The following is an 18,969-nucleotide window of genomic DNA, read 5'->3' on the forward strand; positions in this document are numbered from 1 at the left end:
GCTGCCGTTTACGCGAGCAGCGTCCTGGGCGAAGGGTCCTCGAGGAGAGCAGTGATCAGGTGCCGGTCGGGCCAGCGCCCGGCCGCCCAGGCGAACGCGCGGGCCAAGCCCTCCGACGTGTCGGCCGCGTGCAACCGGTCGTCGGACCACCACTGGACGTCGTGTTCGGCACCTTGGATGCGCACGGAGAGCGGGTCGTGCACCAGGACGCCGCCGTCCGGGAGCCGGATGCCGAGCTGGTCCGCGACGAGCTTCAGCGCGGGGAGCTCGGCCCAGGGCGCGTACTCGCCCTCGCTGACGACCCGGGCCTCCTCCGTGCTCGCGAGCGGCAGGTCGAGCAGGTCCGCCAGCCGCTCCGGGTCCTCGGGGGCGACCAGGTACTGGCCGGGTTCGAGCGCCCCGGCGACCCACGGCACGTCCAGAACCAGCGCGTCGTCCACAACGGACCCGTCCGCGGCCCGGACGGCCCGCGGCACGCCCGGCTCCAATCCGGACTCGACGACGGCGTCGTAAGCGCGCGTGGTCAGCCCGGGCGAGACCACGCGTTCCGGGTCGGCGAGCCGGTCGAGGACATCTTTCGCCTCGTCCACACTGGACAATGTCAGGTCCGCGCGGACACCGGCAATCCCAAGAAGTTCTGCACTCAGGCCGACATCGGGAATCTCGTCGAAGAGCCCCGCCAGATCGGCGTCCGGCAGCCGCCATTCGTTCGGCGCGGCCCCTTCGAGCACGGCGTACTGCGCGATCCACCAAGCGGCGTGCCCGTGCGGCGCGCGCAGGGCCTGCCAGGTTTCCGGTCGCGCGGCGAGCAGGCGCAGGGCGGCGGGCCAGGCGTCGTCGGCGACGAGGTCCAGGTCACGGATCGCGACGAGCGTCGACGGCGGCTTCGGCCGCGAGTCCCACCAGGCTTCCTCGTCGGGCAGGTCGTGGTCGGGCTCGTGCGGCTCGTCGTCGACGACCACCGCGAAGGAGTCGAGCACACCGGCGGCTTCGAGGGTGCTTTGCGGCCAGTCTTCGGCGAAGTCCTCGTCGAGGACGTCCATCGCGCCGTCTTCTTCGAACACTTCCTCGTCGAAGATGTCGAGCAGCGGCGACGTCGGCAGGACGAGTTCGTCGGCCCGGCGCCAGGTATCGGTGCCGGGCAAGGCGAGCGCACCGACCCAGCGCGGGGCGTCGTCCCCGCAGTCGGCGATCAGCCGCAGCACCGCACCGGCGAGCGTCGTACCGTCCAAACCGGACCGGACGTCCTCGGTGCTGCGCTCGACGGCGTCACGCAGCTGATCGGCGTTGAGCAGTTCGCGGGCGTCAGCGTGCTTGGCACCCAAGCGTTCCAGGAGCGGGTGCGAGGCGGCCGGGTGCACCAGCCGCAGCCCCGGGATGTCCACATCGGACAGCAGATCAAGCAGTTCGGCCGAGCCTTCGACGAGCAGGCAGCCGCGGGCGCCCGGCAGCGTCCGGCCGTCCGACAGCGGAACGGGCAGACCGTCCAGCCGTTCGGCGGCGAGCGCGTGCGACTCGACGGCGATCGCCAGTGCCGCGTAGAGTTCCCGCCACCAGCCCGGATCGCGCGTGACGCCGGTGAGCGTGTCCAGCACCTCTTCGATGCCGATCACTTGCCCCGAAACGGCTTTGATGACTTGCGCGGGCCCTTCGACCAGGCCGGGCACGAGCTCGGCGAGCAGCGCGGGCAGGCCGGGCACGTCGACGTCGAGCACCCGGGCCTGCCGACCGGCAACTTCCTTGCCGTCCCGAGTGGACAGCCACGGTTCCACCGCGAGGACGGCCAAGACCTCGTCACGCAGCTTGTTGTCTACAGTGGACTTCGGAAACCCGGGCACCGGCACGAGCGCGAACCGTTGCCCGGCCGGCAGCAGCCGGACGAGCCCGACGTATTCCTTCGCCGCCGCCTCGAGCGCTTGCGCCAGTTCGGGTCCGGGCAGCGCGCGACGTCGCGACGGTTCGACCGGAACGGAAGCGAGCAGCCGGGCGGGCAGCGACAGCCCGTCGTCGGTGGGCGTCGGGGCGTGCAGAACATCCTCGTCGAGCGGCCGCGGTGCCCCATCGGCACCGACTGGGACCGCCCACACGACATCGCCGCGATGAGTCAGCCAGCGCGTTTCCCGTTCGGGGCCCCGGATTTCGACGTGTTCGCCGTCGGCTTCGCGCGTCCAAACGCGACCGTCGACGTCGAATTCCGCCAGCCAGGGCAGGGCCAGCAGCAGATCGGCGACGTCCCGGGCGAGGTCGTCGAGCAGGGTCCGCCCGTCGACGCCGTCCCGCAGCGGCAGCCGGACTTCGGTGTCGAAGCCGGGCGGCACGTCGGCGGGAACGGGCCACGGGAGCCGCAGGACGGGAACGTCCCCCTCGATCCCGGCGGCTTGCCGGGTGCGATCGGCGGAGAAGGCGACCCCGCCGGTGGCGGAGACGACGCGCGGTTCGTCGGAGACGGTCCGCACGGCGGCGAACCCGACCCCGAAGCGCCCGACGGTCTCCCCGGTCTTGCCGGAGGCCCGCAGCGAGGCGAGCGAGGCGACGCCCCGGGCGTCGAGCGGAGCGCCGGTGTTGGCGAACCGCAGTTCGGAGTCCACAAGGGACACCCGAACCCGCCCGGGCGTCCCCCCGGCCATGGCGGCATCGGCGGCGTTCTGCGCGAGCTCGACGAACAGCCGATCCCGGTAGGCGCCGACACGGAGGTCCCGTTCGACGTTGGTGTCTTCGGTGAGCCGGGTGGGCGAGTCCCGCCAGGAGCGCAGGGTGGCCTCGCGGAGCCGCGCGGTCCCGAAGGGATCGCCCGGCTCAGGGGTGTCGCCGATCACCGTTCGGGAGCGTTGTCGACCTGGGCTTGCGCTTCGTCGGCCTCGCTCACAACGTTGTCGGTGAGGACGGCGGGGGGAACATCGCTGTCCTGAGGTTCACCATCCGCATCGCCCTGCACGTCGCCCGAGGCCGGCTCGGCATCGGTCACCTCGACCTGGGTCGGCTCCGCATCGGCGGGTTCCGGCACCACGGCGGCCTCAGCCTCGGCCTCAGCTTCAGCCGAGGTCGGCGCCGCTACTCCTTGCCGCTCGCTTTCAGCAGACTCGGCCGAGACCGGCGCGGCAGCGAGGTCGGTCACCTCGGCGGGGACGGGATCCACCTCCGCAGCATCCGACTCGGCGGCCACCGGAATCTCACCCGTCTCGGGCTCGATCGCGGGTTCCTGCGGCTCGGGAGCAGCCCGAACCACAGCCGCATCGGTGACCTCGGCTTGCGTCGGCTCGGCTTCCGCGGGCTCGAGCACCTCGTCCACCACCGGCTCGGCCACCGCATCGGTCACCGCAGGGTCCGCAACCGGTTCGGCCGGCGCCTCGGGCGCCTCCGGAGCTGCGACCGCTTCGGCAACTTCACCGGCCTCCACCGGCTCGGCCGACTCGCCGACCACTTCGGGCACGTCGCTCGCTTCCGACACCACCGGCTCAGACGCTTCCGCAGCTTCACCCGGCTCAGCGACCTCAGCCGCGACCGGCTCGGCCACCGCTTCCTCCGCGACCGGCTCGGTCACCGCCGCATCACCCGGCTCGGCCACCTCAGGCGCCACCGGTTCCGCCGCAGCCTCGGCCTCCGCCGCCGCTGGCTCGGCCACCGCCGCAGCACTCGGCTCAGCGACCTCCGCCGCGGCAGGCTCGGCCACCGCCGTCACCGGCTCGGCCACCGCCGCATCACCCGGCTCAGCGACCTCCGCCGCGGCAGGCTCGGCCACCGCAGCCGCCGCCTCAGCAGACTCCGCCTGTACCGTCTCCGGCTCCACCTCCGCCGGCGATACGTCCGACTCCGCGATGCCCGTCTCCGGCTCGGCCGCCGCCGTCTCCACCACCGCCGGTGCCGGTGCCGGTGTGAAGTCCAACAAAGAATCGTCGTACACCAGCTCGGCCACCGGGACCGACGAGGTCACCTCGACCTCCACCTCCGAGTGCGCTCCGCACCCGTACTCCACGTCCACCACGTGGCCGTCCGCCGGGGCGATGTCGTTGCCGCACACCCCGAACACCCCGCTCAGCGAGCCCGCCAGCGGTACGAAGAACCCGCACGTCCCGCACACGTCCGGTGCACTGCGGGCCATGTCCGACCGCGGTCCGAACTCGCCCGCGTGCCACCGCGCCGCCGCCTCCGTACGGCCGAACCGGGACAGCGCGTGCACGCGACCCAAGCCCGCCTCGCGGGCGACCTCCTCCACCGCCGGGTCGTCCGACTGGAGGTACGCCGGCACCAGGCGGGGGTCGTTCTCCGCCGTCGGGAAGATGTCGCCCACTCCGAGGTCGCCCGCGCGCACCCGGCGCTCCCAGGGCACCCAGGCCGGGGCGACCAGCGCCGAGGGGCCCGGCACCAGCACGACCTCGCTGACCGTCACCGGCTCGTCTTCGCCCGCTGCCGCGACCGTGACCGACCAGCGCCAGCCTCCGTAGCCCGGGACCTGGGCCTCGAACAGGTGACTCGCCGTGACCGCGTCCTCGCGGGTGACGCCCACATGGGCGCCGAGCTGCTCCTCGGGTGCGTCCTCCAGCACCGCAGCTCGCGCGAACTCCACCGCTTCGGCGAGTTTGCGCTGCACGGCACCGTCGTCCAGGGTCAGCAGCAGAGTCATACGGCCAATTGTGCCGCACGCATCCGCGGCGCCCGTGCCAGGCTGTTCTACGTGCGCACGCCGATCGTCACCTCGCTGCTGTTGGCCGCCGCCCTGGGCGGCTGCGCCGGCGCCCCCGCGCAGGAGGCGGGCCCGGAACGCCTCACCGTCCAGGTGGTCTCGACGCTGCCGCACGACCCCGCCGCCTTCACCGAAGGCCTCGAGTTCGCCGGCGACACCCTGTACGAGAGCACCGGGCTCGCCGGGCGGTCGACGCTCACCGCGGGGCCGGCGGGCGGCGAGCCCCGGACCACGGCCACGCTGCCGTCGCCGCTGTTCGGCGAGGGCGTCACCGTCCTCGGGCCGACGCTGTGGCAGCTCACCTGGCAGGACGGGTTCGCCATCGAACGCGACTCGGCGACCCTCACCGAGCTGCGGCGCGTGCCGTTCCAGGGCGAAGGCTGGGGCCTGTGCCACCAGGCCGGCGGCCGGCTGGTGATGAGCAACGGCTCCGCGCGGCTGACCTTCCGGGACCCCAAGACCTTCGCCGTCACCGGGGGTGTCGACGTCGGCCGCGACCAGCTCAACGAGCTTGAATGCGTCGGCGACGACGTCTACGCAAACGTTTGGCACACCGACACCATCCTGCGGATCGAGGCCGCCACCGGACGCGTGACCGGGACGATCGACGCAGGTCAGCTGCGCGCGAAAGTGAACGCCACGGGCGCCGAAGACGTGCTCAACGGTATCGCCGCCGTCCCGGGCACCGGCGATTTCCTGCTCACCGGGAAGCAGTGGCCGGTCACGTTCCGGGTGAGCTTCGTCCCGGCTCCGGCGTGAAAGCACGGATGAGCAGGCGGAACCGGCCCCCGGTAAGGCAGGATTGACACGTGGCACTCTTCGGCTCGCGCTCCGGCTCCGACGGCACCCCGTCGGGCCAGCCGCACGGCCGGAAGTCCAAGCGGCGCTGGACGCCGGAACCGGGCGCCGCGCAGGCCCGGTCCTGGCGGGATGCCGCCGCGCCGCGCGCCGAGCACGGCAGCCCGCCCCCACCCACCCGCGTCCAGCGGCCCGTCCCGCCGCGCGCGGGGTTCCCCGGCGGCCGCGTGCCGAACGCCGACGAAGCCCCCACCGCGGCCGCGCCGGCGAACCACCGGCCGCCGCCCTCGCGCGGGGCCCGGCCCTATGACCCGCACCGCACCGAGCCGGTGCGCCGCGAGCCGCCCGGCAGTGGCTTCTACCAGGGCGAACGCTACCCCGGCAGCGGCGAGTACGAGCACTACGACACCGGCGGCTACGCGGGCGAACCGCGGCCGCCGGAGCCGGCGCCCCAGCCACCGCAGCCGCCCCGGGAAGAGCCGCGCACGCCGGGCGGGACGCCGAAGCTGCCGAAGAAGATCACCGTCACGCGGGTGGCGGCGATGCGCAGCCGCCAGCTGACCGGCCAGGCCGTCGGCGCCTTCCAGCGCGCGACGAAGGCCGACGGCGCCGAGAAGTCCGGCCTCACCTCGCTGACCTACGCCGTGATGCTGAACTACGCCAGCGACGCGGCGATGGCGATCGCGCTGGCCAACACCCTGTTCTTCGCCGCCACCAGCGGCGAGAGCAAGGGCAAGGTGGCGCTCTACCTGCTCATCACGATCGCACCGTTCGCGCTGGTCGCGCCGGTGATCGGGCCCGCGCTCGACAAGGTGCAGCGCGGCCGGCGGCTGGCGATGTGCGCGTCTTCGATCGGCCAGGGCCTGATGGCCGTGGTGATGGCGCTGCACTTCGACGACTGGCTGCTCTACCCGGCCGCGCTCGGGATGATGGTGCTGTCGAAGTCGTTCACCGTGCTCAAGGCCGCGGTCACCCCCCGGGTGCTGCCGTCGGAGATCACGCTGTCCAAGACGAACGCCCGGCTGACCACGTTCGGCCTGGTCGCCGCCGGGGTGTTCGGCGCGGTGGCCAGCGGCATCAACGCGATCTCCGGCTCGGCGGGCGCGCTGTGGTTCACCGCGCTGATCTGCGTCGCCGCGGCCGTGCAGTCGATGCGGATCCCGGCCTGGGTGGAGGCCACCGAGGGCGAGGTGCCGACTTCCCTTTCGGCTCACCCGAAGGAGAAGAAACGACGTCAGCCGATGGGGCGCCACATCGTCGTCGCGCTCTGGGGCAACGGCTCGGTGCGCGTGCTCACCGGCTTCCTCATGATGTTCGCCGCGTTCGCGGTCAAGGCCCAGACCGAGGGCAGCGGCCAGACGCCGTTCATGCAGCTGCTGCTGCTCGGCGTGATCGGTGCCGCGGCGGGGGCCGGCGGCTTCCTCGGCAACGCGCTGGGCTCGCGCCTGCACTTCGGCAGCCCGGACCAGGTGATCGTCGGGTGCGTGGCGGGCTGCGTGCTGGCCGCGCTGGTCGCGACGATCCTGCCCGGCCTGGCCACGGCCGCGATCGTCGGCTTGGTCGGCGCGACCGCCAGCGCGCTGGCCAAGATCAGCCTCGACGCCGTCATCCAGGAAGACCTGCCCGAGGAGTCGCGCGCCTCGGCGTTCGGCCGCTCGGAGACCGTGCTGCAGCTGGCCTGGTGCCTCGGCGGCGCGGTCGGCCTGCTGCTGCCGCCGACGTACTGGATCGGCTTCCTGGTGATCACGGTCGTGCTGGCCGTCGGGTGCGCGCAGACGTTCCTCGTGCGCCGCGGCGGCTCGCTCGTGCCCGGCCTCGGCGGTGACCGGCCGCTGCGCCCCGAGCCGACCGGCAGCTTCCCGGCCCAGGGCCTGCCCAGCGACCCGCGAGCCCGCCGGTAGGGTCTGAGCCCATGCGACGTACCCGGGTGGTGGCCCTGCTTGCGGCCGGTGGGTTCGCGGTGGCCGGCTGCTCGGCACCCGGCCCGGCCGAGGTCACCTTCTACGCCGACGGCCACACCATCAACACCGCGCCCGTGCTCACGTGCGACTACTCGCAGAAGCTCGCGCAGCCCTGCGACGCGAAGGGCTCGACGCAGACGCTGAAGGTCCGCCCGGGCAAGCCGGTGCAGATCTCGGTGCCCGGCGAAGTCGCGGACTCGCCCTGGCAGATCGTCTACGAGTACGTGACCCCGCAGGGCGAGTTCAAGCAGAGCGCCCCGATCCCGTTCACGTCACTGGACCGCTACGCCTACACGGTCACGCCGCCGACGCCCGCCGACCGCATCTCGGCGGTGGACGTGCAGAAGTACACGGCCGTGCTCAACGCGGACACCGGCGAGTCGGGGCTGCTGCCCAGTGACGTGTGGGGCCTGCGGCTGGAGGCTTAGGGATCGATGTCGCGGGCGACCGCGCGCATGATCTCGGCGATCTGCTTGGTGTGCTTGCGGTCCGGGTAGCGGTTGCGCCGCAGGTCCGGCTGCACCTTCAGCTCGAGCAGCTTGATCATGTCCTCGATCAGGCCGTGCAGCTCCTCGGCCGGGCGACGGCGCGCCTCGGCGACGGACGGCGGCGGGTCGAGCAGCCGGACGGAGAGCGCCTGCGGACCGCGTCGGCCGTCGGCGACGCCGAACTCCAGCCGCTGGCCGGCCTTCAGCCCCTCGACGCCCTGCGGCAGCGCGGCCTTGCGAATGTAGACGTCGGCGCCACCGTCCTGCGTGACGAAGCCGAACCCCTTCTCCGCGTCGTACCACTTGACCTTGCCGGTCGGCACTTCCCTCACCAGTCTTTCTGCTGTCCGCTCACGACGAACGCGCCCGGGGCGTACCCAGGGCGCGCTGGGTAAAGGGTATCTCGCCACAGGCCCTGGGGAGAAGCCGATACCGCCGGATACCCTTTTGCGTCATGAAGAGCACGACGAAGGAGGCGGGCGTGGCCGCTCCCGGCAAACCGTTCCTGATGCGCATCGGCATCGGGCTTTTCGGTCTCGGCATGGTCGCCGTGCTGGCGGTGTTCATCATGTTCGCCGCCGGCCTGGAGAACCTGCCGGTGTGGCTGTCCCTCGCCGCCGGGGTGATCACGCCCCTGGGCCTGGCGCTGGGCTTGATCGCGCTGGTGATCGAGGCGCGCGCCAAGAAATGAGTTAAGGCACCACGCTCCCCGCGAACGTCTTCTCGAACCACTCCGGGAACTCGGTCAGCGACTCGAACACCACCTCGGCACCTTCGCTCAGCAGGAGCGTGCGGTCGCACGGCCCGGTGGTGACGCCGACCGGGATCGCCCCGGCGGCGAGCGCACCCCGGATGTCACCGGCGTGATCTCCGACATACACGCGGGCGTCGTGGGCCAGGAGCGCCTCGGCCTTCTGCGTCGACCACAGCTCGCCGACGACCTCGTCGACGTCGAGCCCGAGCGCGTCCACGTGCAGCTGCGCGTTGGGCCCGTACTTGCCGGTGACGACCAGCGTGCGGCCGCCCGCGGCCCGGACCGCCCGGAGCGACTCGACCGCCCCCGGCAGCGCGACCGCGCTCGGCACGACCACCTCGGGGTACATCGCGCGGAACCGGTCGACGAGCCCGGGGATGCGTTCCTCGGGCGCCTCGAAGCCGCGCAGGATGTCGTCGAGCGGCGGGCCGAGGTTGGCCGCGAACGCGTCGCCATCCAGCGGCAAGCCGGATTCGACGCCGAGCGCGTTCATCGCCGCGGCCATCCCCGGCCGCGCGTCGATCAGTGTCATGTCGAGGTCGAACCCCACGGTGATGCCCACAGCCGACACGGTAGCCGCTGCTACCGACAGTTTTACGCGCGAACCGAACGTGTACAGCACCTTGACAGGAGAGCGATCTGTGTCAAGGTGAAAGTGTGACCAGCTTCACCGAGCGGACGAAGGCGTCCCTCCGCGAAACACTGCTCGACGCCGCCGCCGACCTGCTGCCGGACCGCGGCCACGCGGGCCTGCGGATGGCCGACGTCGCCGCGAAGGCCGGCGTGAGCAGGCAGACGGTCTACAACGAGTTCGGGAACAAGGCGGCGCTGACCCAGGCGGTGGCGCTGCGCACCGCGGCGGAGTTCCTCGACGGGATCCGGCAGCGGTTCGAAACGGCGGACGGGCTCCTGGCGGGCATCCACCACGCCGTCGTCTACACGATCGAGCACGCCCGGGAGAACCGCCTGGTCGCGGCGGCGCTCGGCACCGAAGCGGCCGAGGACCTGCTGCCGCTGCTCACGACCCGGGGCGAGCCGATCCTCACCGCGGCCGCGGACCTCGCCGCCGAGCAGTACCGCGAGTTCGAACCCGGGCTCTCCGCCGAAGCCGCGGCCCTGCTCGCGGAGACCGCCGTGCGCCTTTCCCTGTCGCACCTGGTGCTCTCCACGCACTCGGCGACCGAAGCGGCCGACGCCGTCACCGCGGTACTGGAACCCGCCATCCGCCGATTCGTCCACTGAAATCGTCTATCGGAGTGACACGATGACCGACACGCTCCCGGAACTCCGGACCGGCTTTTCCTCGCTGCGCAAGGGCGGCCTGAACTGGGACTCGTTCCCGCTGCGGCTGTTCGTCAAGGGCAACAAGAAGTTCTGGAACCCGGCGGACATCGACTTCAGCCGGGAACGCGAAGGCTGGGACTCCCTCAACCCGGAGCAGCAGCGCAGCACGACGTACCTCGTCGCGCAGTTCATCGCCGGCGAAGAGGCGGTCACCGAGGACATCCAGCCGTTCATGCGGGCGATGTCGGCGACCGGCCGGTTCGGCGACGAGATGTACCTGACGCAGTTCTGCTTCGAGGAAGCCAAGCACACCGAGGTGTTCCGGCGCTGGATGGACGCGGTCGGGCTGACGCAGGACCTCCACCCGTTCGTCGCCGAAAACCCGCACTACCGCAAGCTGTTCTACGAAGAGCTGCCGCAGTCGCTGCGGGCTTTGGAGGACGATCCCAGCCCGCTCAACCAGATCCGTGCGAGCGTCACCTACAACCACGTGATCGAGGGCAGCCTCGCGCTCACCGGGTACTACTCGTGGCAGCTGATCTGCACCCAGCACGACATCCTGCCGGGCATGCAGGAACTGGTCCGCCGCATCGGCGACGACGAGCGCCGCCACATGGCCTGGGGCACGTTCACCTGCCGCCGGCACGTCGCGGCGGACGACTCCCTGTGGGACGCGGTGCAGCAGCGCATGGGCGAACTGCTGCCGCACGCGTTGAGCATGATCCAGTGGGTGCAGGACCAGTTCGAGGAACTGCCGTTCGACAACGACCCGCAGGAGATCATCCAGTACGCGGCCGACCGGGCCCAGCGGCGGCTGGGCGCGATCGAGTCGGCGCGCGGGATGCCGGTGGAGCAGATCGACGTCGACTATTCGCCCGAGCAGCTCGAGGAAACCTTCGGCGAAGAAGACGCGAAGGCGATCGCGGAGGCCGCCGCGGCGGTGGGCTGAGGACGCTCGCCGGGGCGGTGCGGACACCGCCCCGGCGCCAGGTCGTCAGCTCGCCGGCCAGTAGACCGCGTGCCAGCCGTAGGACCGATCGGACCGGCCGATGATCGTCCCGTCGGCGGAGATCCCGGTCGCCCAGCTGTAGGCACCGTCGGGCAGGGCGCCGAGGATCGTTTCGGTGCCATCGGCCGCCCACCGGGCCGCCACCGATTCGACGTCGCCGACCGCCGTGCCCGAGTCGTTGATCGCCACCGCCACGGACCGCCGAGCACCCTGCAGCACGGTCACCCCGCTCGCGGTCCAGCGCACTGCCCGGTTCTCGGCGAAGTCGACGTCCCCGCTGCCGACGACCACCCCGGCGCGGTTGATCGCGCGCGGCGTCGCGGAGGCCGGCGGCGCCGGCCAGTCGAGCCGCACCTGCCGCCCATCCCGCTTCCAGGCCACCGGGACCTGCTGGCCGGCCTCGGTGACGGTCCCGGCGATCACCCCGAAGTCGTTGATCGCGGCCGCCGTGGCGCCCGGGTTGCCCTGGTTGCCCGGCGAGAGATCGGTGATCGCGCCGGTGGCGCTCCAGCGGACCGCGTGCTGGTTGCCTGCGGCGTCCCAGGCTTCGCCGCTGACCAGCGAGCCGTCGGCAGTGATCCCGGTGACGACGGCCTGCCCACCGCCGGGCAGCGACGCCAGCTGGGTGACCGAACCGCCCGGAGCCCAGCGCAGCGCGACATAGGTGCCCTGCGGGTTGCTGCCGCCACCGGCGACCACGCCGGTCCGGCTGATCACGGCCGCGTCGGACGACCCGGCCCACGGCAGCTCCTTGACCGAGCCGTCCGGGGCCCAGCGAACCGCGTGTATGTCGCCCTGCGTGTCATGGGCCCAGCCCACAGCCACCCCGTAGTCGTTGACGGCGACCGGCCGGCCCTGTTCGCCGCCCAGCGTCGGCAGGGCGCTGATCCGGCCCTGGCGGTCCCACTTCACCGGGTGGAACCGCATGCGCACGTCCTGCGGAAGCGATTCGCCGACCATGGTGCCGCCGGCGTTGATCGCGTTCACCGTGCTGAACGCGTCGCCCGGCAGAGTGCCGAGGTCGACCGGGCCCACCGTGGCCGCGGTCGCGACACCCGGCAGGCCCAGCGCGGCCGCCGCGAGCAGCGTCCCCACGGTGAGCGGTTTCTTCAGGCTGGACAGCACGACTCCCCCTCCCGCGGCGGTTCCCGTCGCTTCCGTCCGGAAGCGTCCCCCGCCGCGACGGGACAACGCCTGGCCACCCCGGCCGGTTTAGTCGCGTGCGGTTTAGGCGTGCTTGGCTGCCGCGGCCTGCTCCAGGCCCAGCAGGCTGATCGACTTCTCGCGCATCTCGATCTTGCGGACCTTGCCGGTCACCGTCATCGGGAACTCCTCCACGACGTGGACGTACCGCGGGATCTTGTAGTGCGCCAGCTTGCCGCTGCAGAACTCGCGCACCTTCTCCGCCGTCAACGGCGAAGCGCCTTCGCGCATCCGCACCCAGGCCATCAGCTCTTCGCCGTACTTCTCGTCGGGGACGCCGATCACCTGCGCGTCGAGGATGTCCGGGTGCGTGTACAGGAACTCCTCGATCTCACGCGGGTACAGGTTCTCGCCGCCGCGGATGACCATGTCCTTGATGCGGCCGGTGATGTTGACGTAGCCGTCGCCGTCCATCACCGCCAGGTCGCCGGTGTGCATCCAGCGGGCCGCGTCGATCGCCTCGGCCGTCTTGTCGGGCTGTTCCCAGTACCCGAGCATCACCGAGTACCCGCGCGTGCACAGCTCGCCCGGCTCGCCGCGCGGGACCGTCAGGCCGGTTTCGGGGTCGACGACCTTGACCTCCAGGTGCGGCCCGACCCGCCCGACCGTCGACACGCGGCGCTCGATCGAGTCGTCGGAGCGGGTCTGCGTCGACACCGGGGACGTCTCGGTCATGCCGTAGCAGATGGACACCTCCGCCATCCCCATCCGGTCGATGACCTGCTTCATCACCTCGACCGGGCACGGCGACCCGGCCATGATCCCGGTGCGCAGCGACGTCAGGTCGAACTCGCCGAAGTCCGGGTGGTTGAGCTCGGCGATGAACATCGTCGGCACGCCGTAGAGCGACGTGCACCGCTCGGCCGCGACCGCTTCGAGGGTGGCGCGGGGGTCGAACGCCGGGGCCGGGATGACCATGCAGGCGCCGTGGCTGGTGCAGGCCAGGTTGCCCATCACCATGCCGAAGCAGTGGTAGAAGGGCACCGGGATGCACACCTTGTCCTGCTCGGTGTAGTTGCAGAGCTCGCCGACGAAGTAGCCGTTGTTCAGGATGTTGTGGTGGGACAGCGTGGCGCCCTTGGGGAAGCCCGTGGTCCCGGACGTGTACTGGATGTTGATCGGGTCGTCGGCCGACAGCCCGGCCTGCAGGTGCGCCAGCTGCGCCGGGTCACCCCCGCGGCCGGCGTCCAGCAGCGCCTGCCAGCCCTCGCCGCCCAGGATCACGACCTGCTCGAGCCCCGCGCACTTCTCGCGCACCTCCTCGGCCATCGCCGGGTAGTCGGACGTCTTGAACAAGTCCGACGCGACCAGCAGCCGGATCCCCGCCTGGTTGAGGACGTACTCCAGTTCGTGCGCGCGGTAGGCGGGGTTGATGTTGACCAGGATGGCGCCGATCTTCGCCGTCGCGTACTGCAGGAACGTCCACTCCGCCCGGTTCGGCGACCAGATGCCGACCCGGTCGCCCTTGCCGATGCCCTGCGCGACCAGCCCCAGCGCGAGCGCGGACACCTCGGCGGCCAGCTCCCGGTAGGTCCACCGCTTCCCGGCGGCCCGGTCGACGAGGGCGTCCCGCTCCCCGAACGCGGCCACCGTCCGGTCGAAGTTGTCGCCGATGGTGTCCCCGAGCAGCGGAACCTCCGAGGTCCCCGAGGCGTAGCTCGGCAGGGCGGGCGCGTCAGGCATGGTGCCTCCTGAAGTCGACGGTGACTGCCGCCGAGTCTAAGAACCAGGTACCGGGTCAGCCAGGTCGGTGGCAGGATCCACCCGCGAACGAGGGAGGGAACCCGATGCGAAGACTTCTTGCTCTGGCCGTGGCGATCCTGCTGCTCACACCGGCCGCACCGGCGTCGGCGGCGACGCGGGTGATCGTGCTGCCCGGTGCCACGTCCGCCGAAGGGATCACCTCCGCCGGCGGCGGTACCTACTACACCGGCGACCTCTTCGCCGGCACGATCTTCCGCGAGGACGTCCGGAGCGGGAAGGCCGAGCGCTTCATCGAGGCGCCGCCCGGCACCGCGGCGGCCGGGGTGGACCTGGACCGGCGCCACGACCTGCTGTTCGTCGCCGGTGGGGACCACGGCAAGGCGTACGTCTACAACGTCCGCACCAAGGCGAAGGTCGCGGACTACACCTTCGGCGACCCGCAGACGTCCTACATCAACGACGTGGCGGTGACCCCGCAGGGCGCGTGGTTCACCGACTCGTACCACCCGCAGCTGTTCTTCGTGCCGATCGTGGCCGGCCGGCTCGGCACGCCCCGCACCCTGCCGCTGAGCGGGCCGGGGGCCGGCGGCGCTCCGGGCAGCTTCTTCATGAACGACGTCATCGCCACGCCGTCCGGCGACACCCTGCTCGTGGCCGCCACGATCCCCGGCAAGGTGTACAAGATCAACCCGGTCACCGGGGCCAGCGCGGAGATCGCGGGCGTGGACGCGCCCAGCGTCGTCAGCCTCGTGCTCGAAGGGCACCGGCTCTGGGCGGTGCAGCTCGACGACAAGATCACCCGGTGGTGCCTCGACGGCGACCTGAGCCACGGCCGGCTCACGGAGACGATCACCGATCCGCTGTTCGACCAGCCCGTCTCGGCGGCGAAGATCGGCGACCGGCTCGCCGTCGTCAACTCCCACATCTACAGCGGCACCCCGCCCACCAGCCCGACCTACGAGGTCCTCGTCGTCGACGCGTGAGCGCCCGGCGGGGTTGGTAGGGTCCGAACGGACTTCGAGGGGGCGTTCGATGGCCGGCGAGGGGTTTCGCGACGAGCTGACCCAGCTGCTGCAGGCGCGCTACCCGCTGCTCGTCGTCGAGACGCACGAGGAGCAGCGGGTCCTGCGGGAAATCCGCGCGGTCGCCGAAGACGCCCACCGGCTGCGCACCCCGCGGCGCGTCCACGTCTGGTCGTCCACCACCGGCCTGGCGCCCGCGGGCGGGCCGCCGATCAGCGAGACCCGCACCGCGGCCGCCGCGCTCGAACGCATTTACGGCTGGGGCGAGCCCGCCGTCTTCGTGTTCGCCGACCTGCATCCCTCGCTGGTGTCCGAGGGCGGCCACCGGCCCGATCCCGACGTCGTGCGCCGGCTGCGGGAGCTCGCCGCCGCGTTCAAGACGCGGCCGGTTCCGCTGAGCCTGATCCTCGTGTCGCCGTCGCTGCCCGTGCCGCCGGAGCTGGAGCACGACGCCACCGTCGTCGACTTCCCGCTGCCCGACCAGCGCCAGATCGGCGAGCTGCTGGACAGCATGGTCGCCGCGCACCGGCAGAACGTCCGGATCACCATCGACCGCGACGACCGCGACATGATCGTCGCCGCCGCGCGCGGGCTCACGCTGCCGGAGGCCGAAAACGCGTTCGCCAGGGCCCTGGTCGAGGGCGGCGGGCTCGACCCGAGCGACCTCGAGCTGATCCTCGCCGAGAAGCGCCAGGCCGTACGGCGGTCCGGGATGCTCGACATCGTGCCGGCGGAGACGAGCTTCGACGCCGTCGGCGGCCTCGACCGGCTCAAGCGCTGGCTGACCAAGCGCACCGGCACCTGGACACCGGCGGCGTCGGCGTACAACCTCGCGGCGCCGAAGGGCCTGCTGCTCACCGGCGTCCCCGGCTGCGGCAAGAGCCTGTCCGCGGTGTGCGTCGCGAACATGTGGCGGCTGCCGTTGCTGCGGCTGGACCTCGGGCGCGTCTTCGCCGGGCTCGTGGGCTCGAGCGAGAAGAACATCCGCACGGTCATCCGCACCGCGGAGGGCATCGCGCCGTGCGTGCTGTGGGTCGACGAGATCGAGAAGGGCCTCGCCGGTGCCGGCGGCGGGGGTGACGGCGGCACCGCGCGCCGCGTGTTCGGCACGTTCCTGTCCTGGATGCAGGAGAAGTCGGCGCCGGTGTTCGTGATGGCCACGGCGAACCAGGTCGGCTCGCTGCCGCCGGAGTTCCTGCGCAAGGGCCGGTTCGACGAGATCTTCTTCGTCGACCTGCCCTCGGCGCCCGAGCGCGCCGCGATCTGGCGGATCCACCTGGGCAAGCGCGTCACCGATCCGTTCGTGGGCAGCGAACTGCGGCTGGACGACGCGCTGTTCGCCGAGCTCGCCGACGTCAGCGCGGGGTACAGCGGCGCCGAGATCGAGCAGGCGGTGCTGTCCGGCCTGGTCGACGCGTTCGCCGAGAAGCGGCCGCTGCGCCGCGACGACCTGGTGCGGGCGGTGAAGTCGACCGTGCCGCTGTCGGTCACCCAGGCCGACGAGATCCTGGCCATCCGGAACTGGGCGGAGACCAGGGCCGTCGCCGCCGCGGACACTGCGGTTCCCGGTGCGGAGCCCGTCGCGCCGCCACCTCCGGCGGCACCGAGTGGGAGGACGATCGACGTATGACGCACCGCGTGACCGTGACCATCGGCAAGGACGGCTCGATCAGCGCCGAGACGCACGGCGTGACCGGCTCGAAGTGCCTCGACTACATCCCGCTGCTGGAGGACCTGCTCGACGCGGAGACCGTGACGTCGGAGTTCACCGAGGACTACCGGCGCACGACCACGTCCGCGGAAGACACCGCTTCGCAGCAGCAGTCGCAATGGAACTCCTGAACCTCCACCGGATCGTCGACACGACCGCCGCCGAGGGCCCCGGCGTCCGGTGTGCCGTGTGGACGCAGGGGTGTTCGGTGCGCTGCCCGGGCTGCTTCAACCCGCAGACGTGGACGACCCGCGGCGGGTTTTCCCTTTCCTGGCAAGACCTCGTGGCGCGCGTGCTCGCCGTTCCCGGGATCGAAGGCGTCACGCTGCTCGGCGGTGAGCCGTTCGACCAGCCTGAGCCGCTGGGTCGCTTCGCCGCCGCGGTGCGCTCGGCGGGGCTCTCGGTGATGACGTTCACCGGGCACGTCCTCGAGGACCTGCCGCCGTCTCCGCTGCTGGATTCGACGGACCTGCTGGTGGACGGGCCATTCCTGGCGGACCGGCCCGAGCCGTCCCGGCCGTGGGTGGGCTCGGCGAACCAGCGGTTCCACTTCCTCACCGACCGCTACGACGAGTCGATCTTCGCCACCCCGAACCGCCTGGAACTGACGATCGCCCGCGACGGCGTGATCGAGCTGAACGGGTTCGCCACCACCGAAGTACTCGAAGCGCTGCTCGAAGGGGATCGCCGATGAGTGTCACGCTCAAGCTGCGCAGTGCGGCACTGGCCCAGCTCGACGCCGCCACGATCGCCGCGCACGCGCAGGCGCGGCCGGGGGTCGTCACCGTGCGGACCCGGATGCGCCACCGCGACCTGCTGGCCCGCGCGCTCGCCGGCTTGCGGGCGCAGGTCACCGACGACGGCACGTCCGTCGTCGCCGCTTGGGAGGGCCGGCGGATCACGTTCGGCTACGGCCCCGAGGGCGTCCAGGTCGCGCACGTCGACGGGCCGGGCCTGGTGCCCGAGGAAGCTTCGCGGCTCGTGTTGTCGGTCGACGAGGCGTACGCGGCCGAAGTGCAGCGGGCGGTACTGGCCCGGCTGAAGGACCGGGCGGCTCAGGCGGGCATGCGCGTCGAGGCGGAGCGGGTCAACGCCGACCAGTCGATCAGCGTCACGCTGGCCGCCACGTCGTGACCGAGACCAGGGTCGGGCTGATCGAGTTCGGCAAGGCGATCCACGACTCGGTCACCGTCCCCGGCCTCGGGGAGCTGCCGGGCGGGCAGGTGAGCGCGGGGCGCGCGGTCCGCGGCGCCCGCGCGCGGCTCCGCCGGGGCGACCGGATCGTCGAGGACAACCTGCGCCTGGGGATCGTGGTGCGGAAGAAGTACTTCTCCAGCGACGTCGAGCCGGTGACCGACGCCGGGTTCCTGAAGGACGTGTTCGTCGCCGTCGGGCGGCGGGATCTCGGCAACGGCGACGCGCTGGAGCTGTACACCGACGACGCCGCCGGCCCGGACATGAGCCGTCCGGAGGGTGCCGCGTCGGTGGTGGCGCCGGCTTTCGAGCCGCTGACGGGGTTCCACGCGCAAGTGCACGTCCGTGAAGGCATTCTGCGGTTCGGGGCGTTGTGTTCTTCGACGCGCGGCGGCCAGCCGATGCGGGTGCTGGGGCTGTTCGGGCCGGCCGGGCCGCTCGAGGAGCTGTCATCGGGTCAGGTGGGGACGGTGTTGCTGGGCTTCCAGTGCGACGCGCCCCCGATGGCCGGCGACACGCTGACGGCGTTCCCGTCGCCGGAGTTCGTGGAGCAGCGCGACGGAACGGCGGTGGTGCACGGCGTCAGCGACCTCGGCCAAGGCGCGGTGGTGGCGGCGGTCGAGGTGCCGGAGGGGAGGAGCGCGGCGTTCACGGTGGGGGTGAGTGTCCGGGTGCTGCGGCCGATCGGCACGACGTTCAACGAGCGGAGCACGGTCGTCGCCGCGGGGTTGCCGGTGCTTTCCCTGGCGCGCGACGGGATCGCGGTGCGGACGACGGCGGGATCGCGGGTGTTCACGGTCGGGCTCGGGACGCGGGATCTGCGCCAGAACGACGTGATCGAGGCGTATGTGCCTTCTTCGCCCCCTTTGTCGCCACCTCCGCTGCCACCGGTGGCGGCGGCGGACTTGGTGGACTTGGTGGACGTCAACGCGGCTCCGGCCGACGAGTTGGGTCGCCTGCCGGGCCTCTCCCCATCGCGGGTGGCGACGGCTCTGGAGCTGCGGCGGAGGCAGGGAAGCTTCCCGGACGTGGAGGCCTTCGGAGTGGCGATCGGCTTGCAGCCGCACGAAATAGTCCGGTTGCGCGGACGGGCGACGGCCGGTCGGGTGGCGTTGCCGGAGACGGGCGTTCGTCAGCTGGACATCTGAGGGATTCCGCTA

General features: G+C 71.9%; 18 protein-coding genes. 12 read left to right on the top strand and 6 right to left on the bottom strand.

All coding sequences use genetic code 11. The features are described from left to right. Nucleotides 1-8 precede the first annotated feature (8 nt). Together AB0F52_RS02740 and AB0F52_RS02745 are read right to left on the bottom strand one after the other, a co-directional pair. Nucleotides 9-2,816 (bottom strand): molecular chaperone Hsp90, encoded by a 2,808-nt coding sequence (locus AB0F52_RS02740; RefSeq protein WP_360163832.1) that lies wholly within the window; start codon nucleotides 2,814-2,816, stop codon nucleotides 9-11. Further along, nucleotides 2,813-4,621, bottom strand: coding sequence for a DUF3027 domain-containing protein (locus AB0F52_RS02745; RefSeq protein ID WP_360164595.1), 1,809 nt, complete (start codon nucleotides 4,619-4,621; stop codon nucleotides 2,813-2,815). Before AB0F52_RS02745 ends, AB0F52_RS02740 begins: the two co-directional genes overlap by 4 nt. Before the next feature lie 51 nt (nucleotides 4,622-4,672). On the opposite strand from AB0F52_RS02745, the gene AB0F52_RS02750 reads away from it, so the two are divergent. From AB0F52_RS02750 to AB0F52_RS02760, 3 genes are read left to right on the top strand one after another with little or no spacing between them, the layout of a single operon-like run. Next, nucleotides 4,673-5,440: a glutaminyl-peptide cyclotransferase gene (locus AB0F52_RS02750; RefSeq protein WP_360163834.1), complete on the top strand. Its 768-nt coding sequence runs from the start codon at nucleotides 4,673-4,675 to the stop codon at nucleotides 5,438-5,440. 50 nt (nucleotides 5,441-5,490) lie between these two features. Continuing rightward, nucleotides 5,491-7,380 carry an MFS transporter gene (locus AB0F52_RS02755; RefSeq protein ID WP_360163836.1) on the top strand — a complete coding sequence of 630 codons (1,890 nt, stop codon included), beginning with the start codon at nucleotides 5,491-5,493 and terminating at the stop codon, nucleotides 7,378-7,380. 11 nt (nucleotides 7,381-7,391) lie between these two features. After that, on the top strand, nucleotides 7,392-7,868 hold the full coding sequence (locus AB0F52_RS02760) for a DUF2771 family protein (protein WP_360163838.1): 477 nt from the start codon (nucleotides 7,392-7,394) through the stop codon (nucleotides 7,866-7,868). On the opposite strand, the gene AB0F52_RS02765 is transcribed toward AB0F52_RS02760, so the two are convergent. Continuing rightward, complete coding sequence (locus AB0F52_RS02765) at nucleotides 7,865-8,251, bottom strand: cold-shock protein (RefSeq protein ID WP_013230216.1); 387 nt, start codon at nucleotides 8,249-8,251, stop codon at nucleotides 7,865-7,867. The two genes, AB0F52_RS02760 and AB0F52_RS02765, sit on opposite strands and share 4 nt — an antisense overlap. Before the next feature lie 131 nt (nucleotides 8,252-8,382). Here AB0F52_RS02765 and AB0F52_RS02770 point away from each other — a divergent pair, with 131 nt between their 5' ends. Further along, nucleotides 8,383-8,619, top strand: a complete 237-nt coding sequence (locus tag AB0F52_RS02770; protein WP_360163840.1) for a hypothetical protein — start codon at nucleotides 8,383-8,385, stop codon at nucleotides 8,617-8,619. 1 nt (nucleotide 8,620) lies between these two features. On the opposite strand, the gene AB0F52_RS02775 is transcribed toward AB0F52_RS02770, so the two are convergent. Continuing rightward, entirely contained in the window at nucleotides 8,621-9,244 is a 624-nt protein-coding gene (locus tag AB0F52_RS02775) for an HAD family hydrolase (protein ID WP_360163842.1), read from the bottom strand. Between the two features lie 95 nt (nucleotides 9,245-9,339). Between AB0F52_RS02775 and AB0F52_RS02780 the strand changes: the two genes are divergently transcribed. Then, nucleotides 9,340-9,924, top strand: a complete 585-nt coding sequence (locus AB0F52_RS02780) for a TetR family transcriptional regulator (protein ID WP_360163844.1) — start codon at nucleotides 9,340-9,342, stop codon at nucleotides 9,922-9,924. 22 nt (nucleotides 9,925-9,946) lie between these two features. After that, nucleotides 9,947-10,915: a R2-like ligand-binding oxidase gene (locus AB0F52_RS02785; protein ID WP_360163846.1), complete on the top strand. Its 969-nt coding sequence runs from the start codon at nucleotides 9,947-9,949 to the stop codon at nucleotides 10,913-10,915. Between the two features lie 45 nt (nucleotides 10,916-10,960). Here AB0F52_RS02785 and AB0F52_RS02790 read toward each other — a convergent pair whose 3' ends face one another. Further along, complete coding sequence (locus AB0F52_RS02790; RefSeq protein ID WP_360163848.1) at nucleotides 10,961-12,100, bottom strand: hypothetical protein; 1,140 nt, start codon at nucleotides 12,098-12,100, stop codon at nucleotides 10,961-10,963. Nucleotides 12,101-12,202: 102 nt separating this feature from the next. Continuing rightward, complete coding sequence (locus AB0F52_RS02795; RefSeq protein WP_360163850.1) at nucleotides 12,203-13,861, bottom strand: AMP-binding protein; 1,659 nt, start codon at nucleotides 13,859-13,861, stop codon at nucleotides 12,203-12,205. Between the two features lie 104 nt (nucleotides 13,862-13,965). Between AB0F52_RS02795 and AB0F52_RS02800 the strand changes: the two genes are divergently transcribed. Genes AB0F52_RS02800 through AB0F52_RS02825 form a run of 6 tightly spaced genes read left to right on the top strand, consistent with a single transcriptional unit; the run spans nucleotide 13,966 to nucleotide 18,957 of the window. After that, on the top strand, nucleotides 13,966-14,865 hold the full coding sequence (locus AB0F52_RS02800) for a hypothetical protein (protein WP_360163852.1): 900 nt from the start codon (nucleotides 13,966-13,968) through the stop codon (nucleotides 14,863-14,865). Between the two features lie 49 nt (nucleotides 14,866-14,914). Continuing rightward, the gene (locus AB0F52_RS02805; protein ID WP_360163854.1) at nucleotides 14,915-16,534 is read left to right on the top strand and encodes an AAA family ATPase; all 1,620 of its coding nucleotides are present in this window, start codon (nucleotides 14,915-14,917) and stop codon (nucleotides 16,532-16,534) included. Continuing rightward, nucleotides 16,531-16,746 carry a DUF2997 domain-containing protein gene (locus AB0F52_RS02810; protein ID WP_360163856.1) on the top strand — a complete coding sequence of 72 codons (216 nt, stop codon included), beginning with the start codon at nucleotides 16,531-16,533 and terminating at the stop codon, nucleotides 16,744-16,746. Before AB0F52_RS02805 ends, AB0F52_RS02810 begins: the two co-directional genes overlap by 4 nt. Beyond that, nucleotides 16,734-17,309: a 4Fe-4S single cluster domain-containing protein gene (locus AB0F52_RS02815; RefSeq protein WP_360163858.1), complete on the top strand. Its 576-nt coding sequence runs from the start codon at nucleotides 16,734-16,736 to the stop codon at nucleotides 17,307-17,309. The genes AB0F52_RS02810 and AB0F52_RS02815 overlap by 13 nt, the downstream gene beginning before the upstream one ends. Beyond that, on the top strand, nucleotides 17,306-17,749 hold the full coding sequence (locus AB0F52_RS02820; RefSeq protein WP_360163860.1) for a hypothetical protein: 444 nt from the start codon (nucleotides 17,306-17,308) through the stop codon (nucleotides 17,747-17,749). Before AB0F52_RS02815 ends, AB0F52_RS02820 begins: the two co-directional genes overlap by 4 nt. Beyond that, a complete protein-coding gene (locus AB0F52_RS02825; protein WP_360163862.1) occupies nucleotides 17,746-18,957 on the top strand; it encodes a helix-hairpin-helix domain-containing protein in 1,212 nt (403 codons plus the stop codon). The genes AB0F52_RS02820 and AB0F52_RS02825 overlap by 4 nt, the downstream gene beginning before the upstream one ends. The last annotated feature ends 12 nt before the right edge of the window (nucleotides 18,958-18,969 follow it).

Source organism: Amycolatopsis sp. NPDC024027 (assembly GCF_040638975.1).
GTDB lineage: Bacteria > Actinomycetota > Actinomycetes > Mycobacteriales > Pseudonocardiaceae > Amycolatopsis.

Bases quoted from the DNA above. Each gene is read 5' to 3' on its own strand.
- AB0F52_RS02810 (WP_360163856.1), top strand. From the start codon at position 16,531: ATGACGCACCGCGTGACCGTGACCATCGGCAAGGACGGCTCGATCAGC.
- AB0F52_RS02770 (WP_360163840.1), top strand. From the start codon at position 8,383: ATGAAGAGCACGACGAAGGAGGCGGGCGTGGCCGCTCCCGGCAAACCG.
- AB0F52_RS02800 (WP_360163852.1), top strand. From the start codon at position 13,966: ATGCGAAGACTTCTTGCTCTGGCCGTGGCGATCCTGCTGCTCACACCG.
- AB0F52_RS02795 (WP_360163850.1), bottom strand. From the start codon at position 13,861: ATGCCTGACGCGCCCGCCCTGCCGAGCTACGCCTCGGGGACCTCGGAG.
- AB0F52_RS02815 (WP_360163858.1), top strand. From the start codon at position 16,734: ATGGAACTCCTGAACCTCCACCGGATCGTCGACACGACCGCCGCCGAG.
- AB0F52_RS02760 (WP_360163838.1), top strand. From the start codon at position 7,392: ATGCGACGTACCCGGGTGGTGGCCCTGCTTGCGGCCGGTGGGTTCGCG.
- AB0F52_RS02745 (WP_360164595.1), bottom strand. From the start codon at position 4,621: ATGACTCTGCTGCTGACCCTGGACGACGGTGCCGTGCAGCGCAAACTC.
- AB0F52_RS02785 (WP_360163846.1), top strand. From the start codon at position 9,947: ATGACCGACACGCTCCCGGAACTCCGGACCGGCTTTTCCTCGCTGCGC.
- AB0F52_RS02820 (WP_360163860.1), top strand. From the start codon at position 17,306: ATGAGTGTCACGCTCAAGCTGCGCAGTGCGGCACTGGCCCAGCTCGAC.
- AB0F52_RS02805 (WP_360163854.1), top strand. From the start codon at position 14,915: ATGGCCGGCGAGGGGTTTCGCGACGAGCTGACCCAGCTGCTGCAGGCG.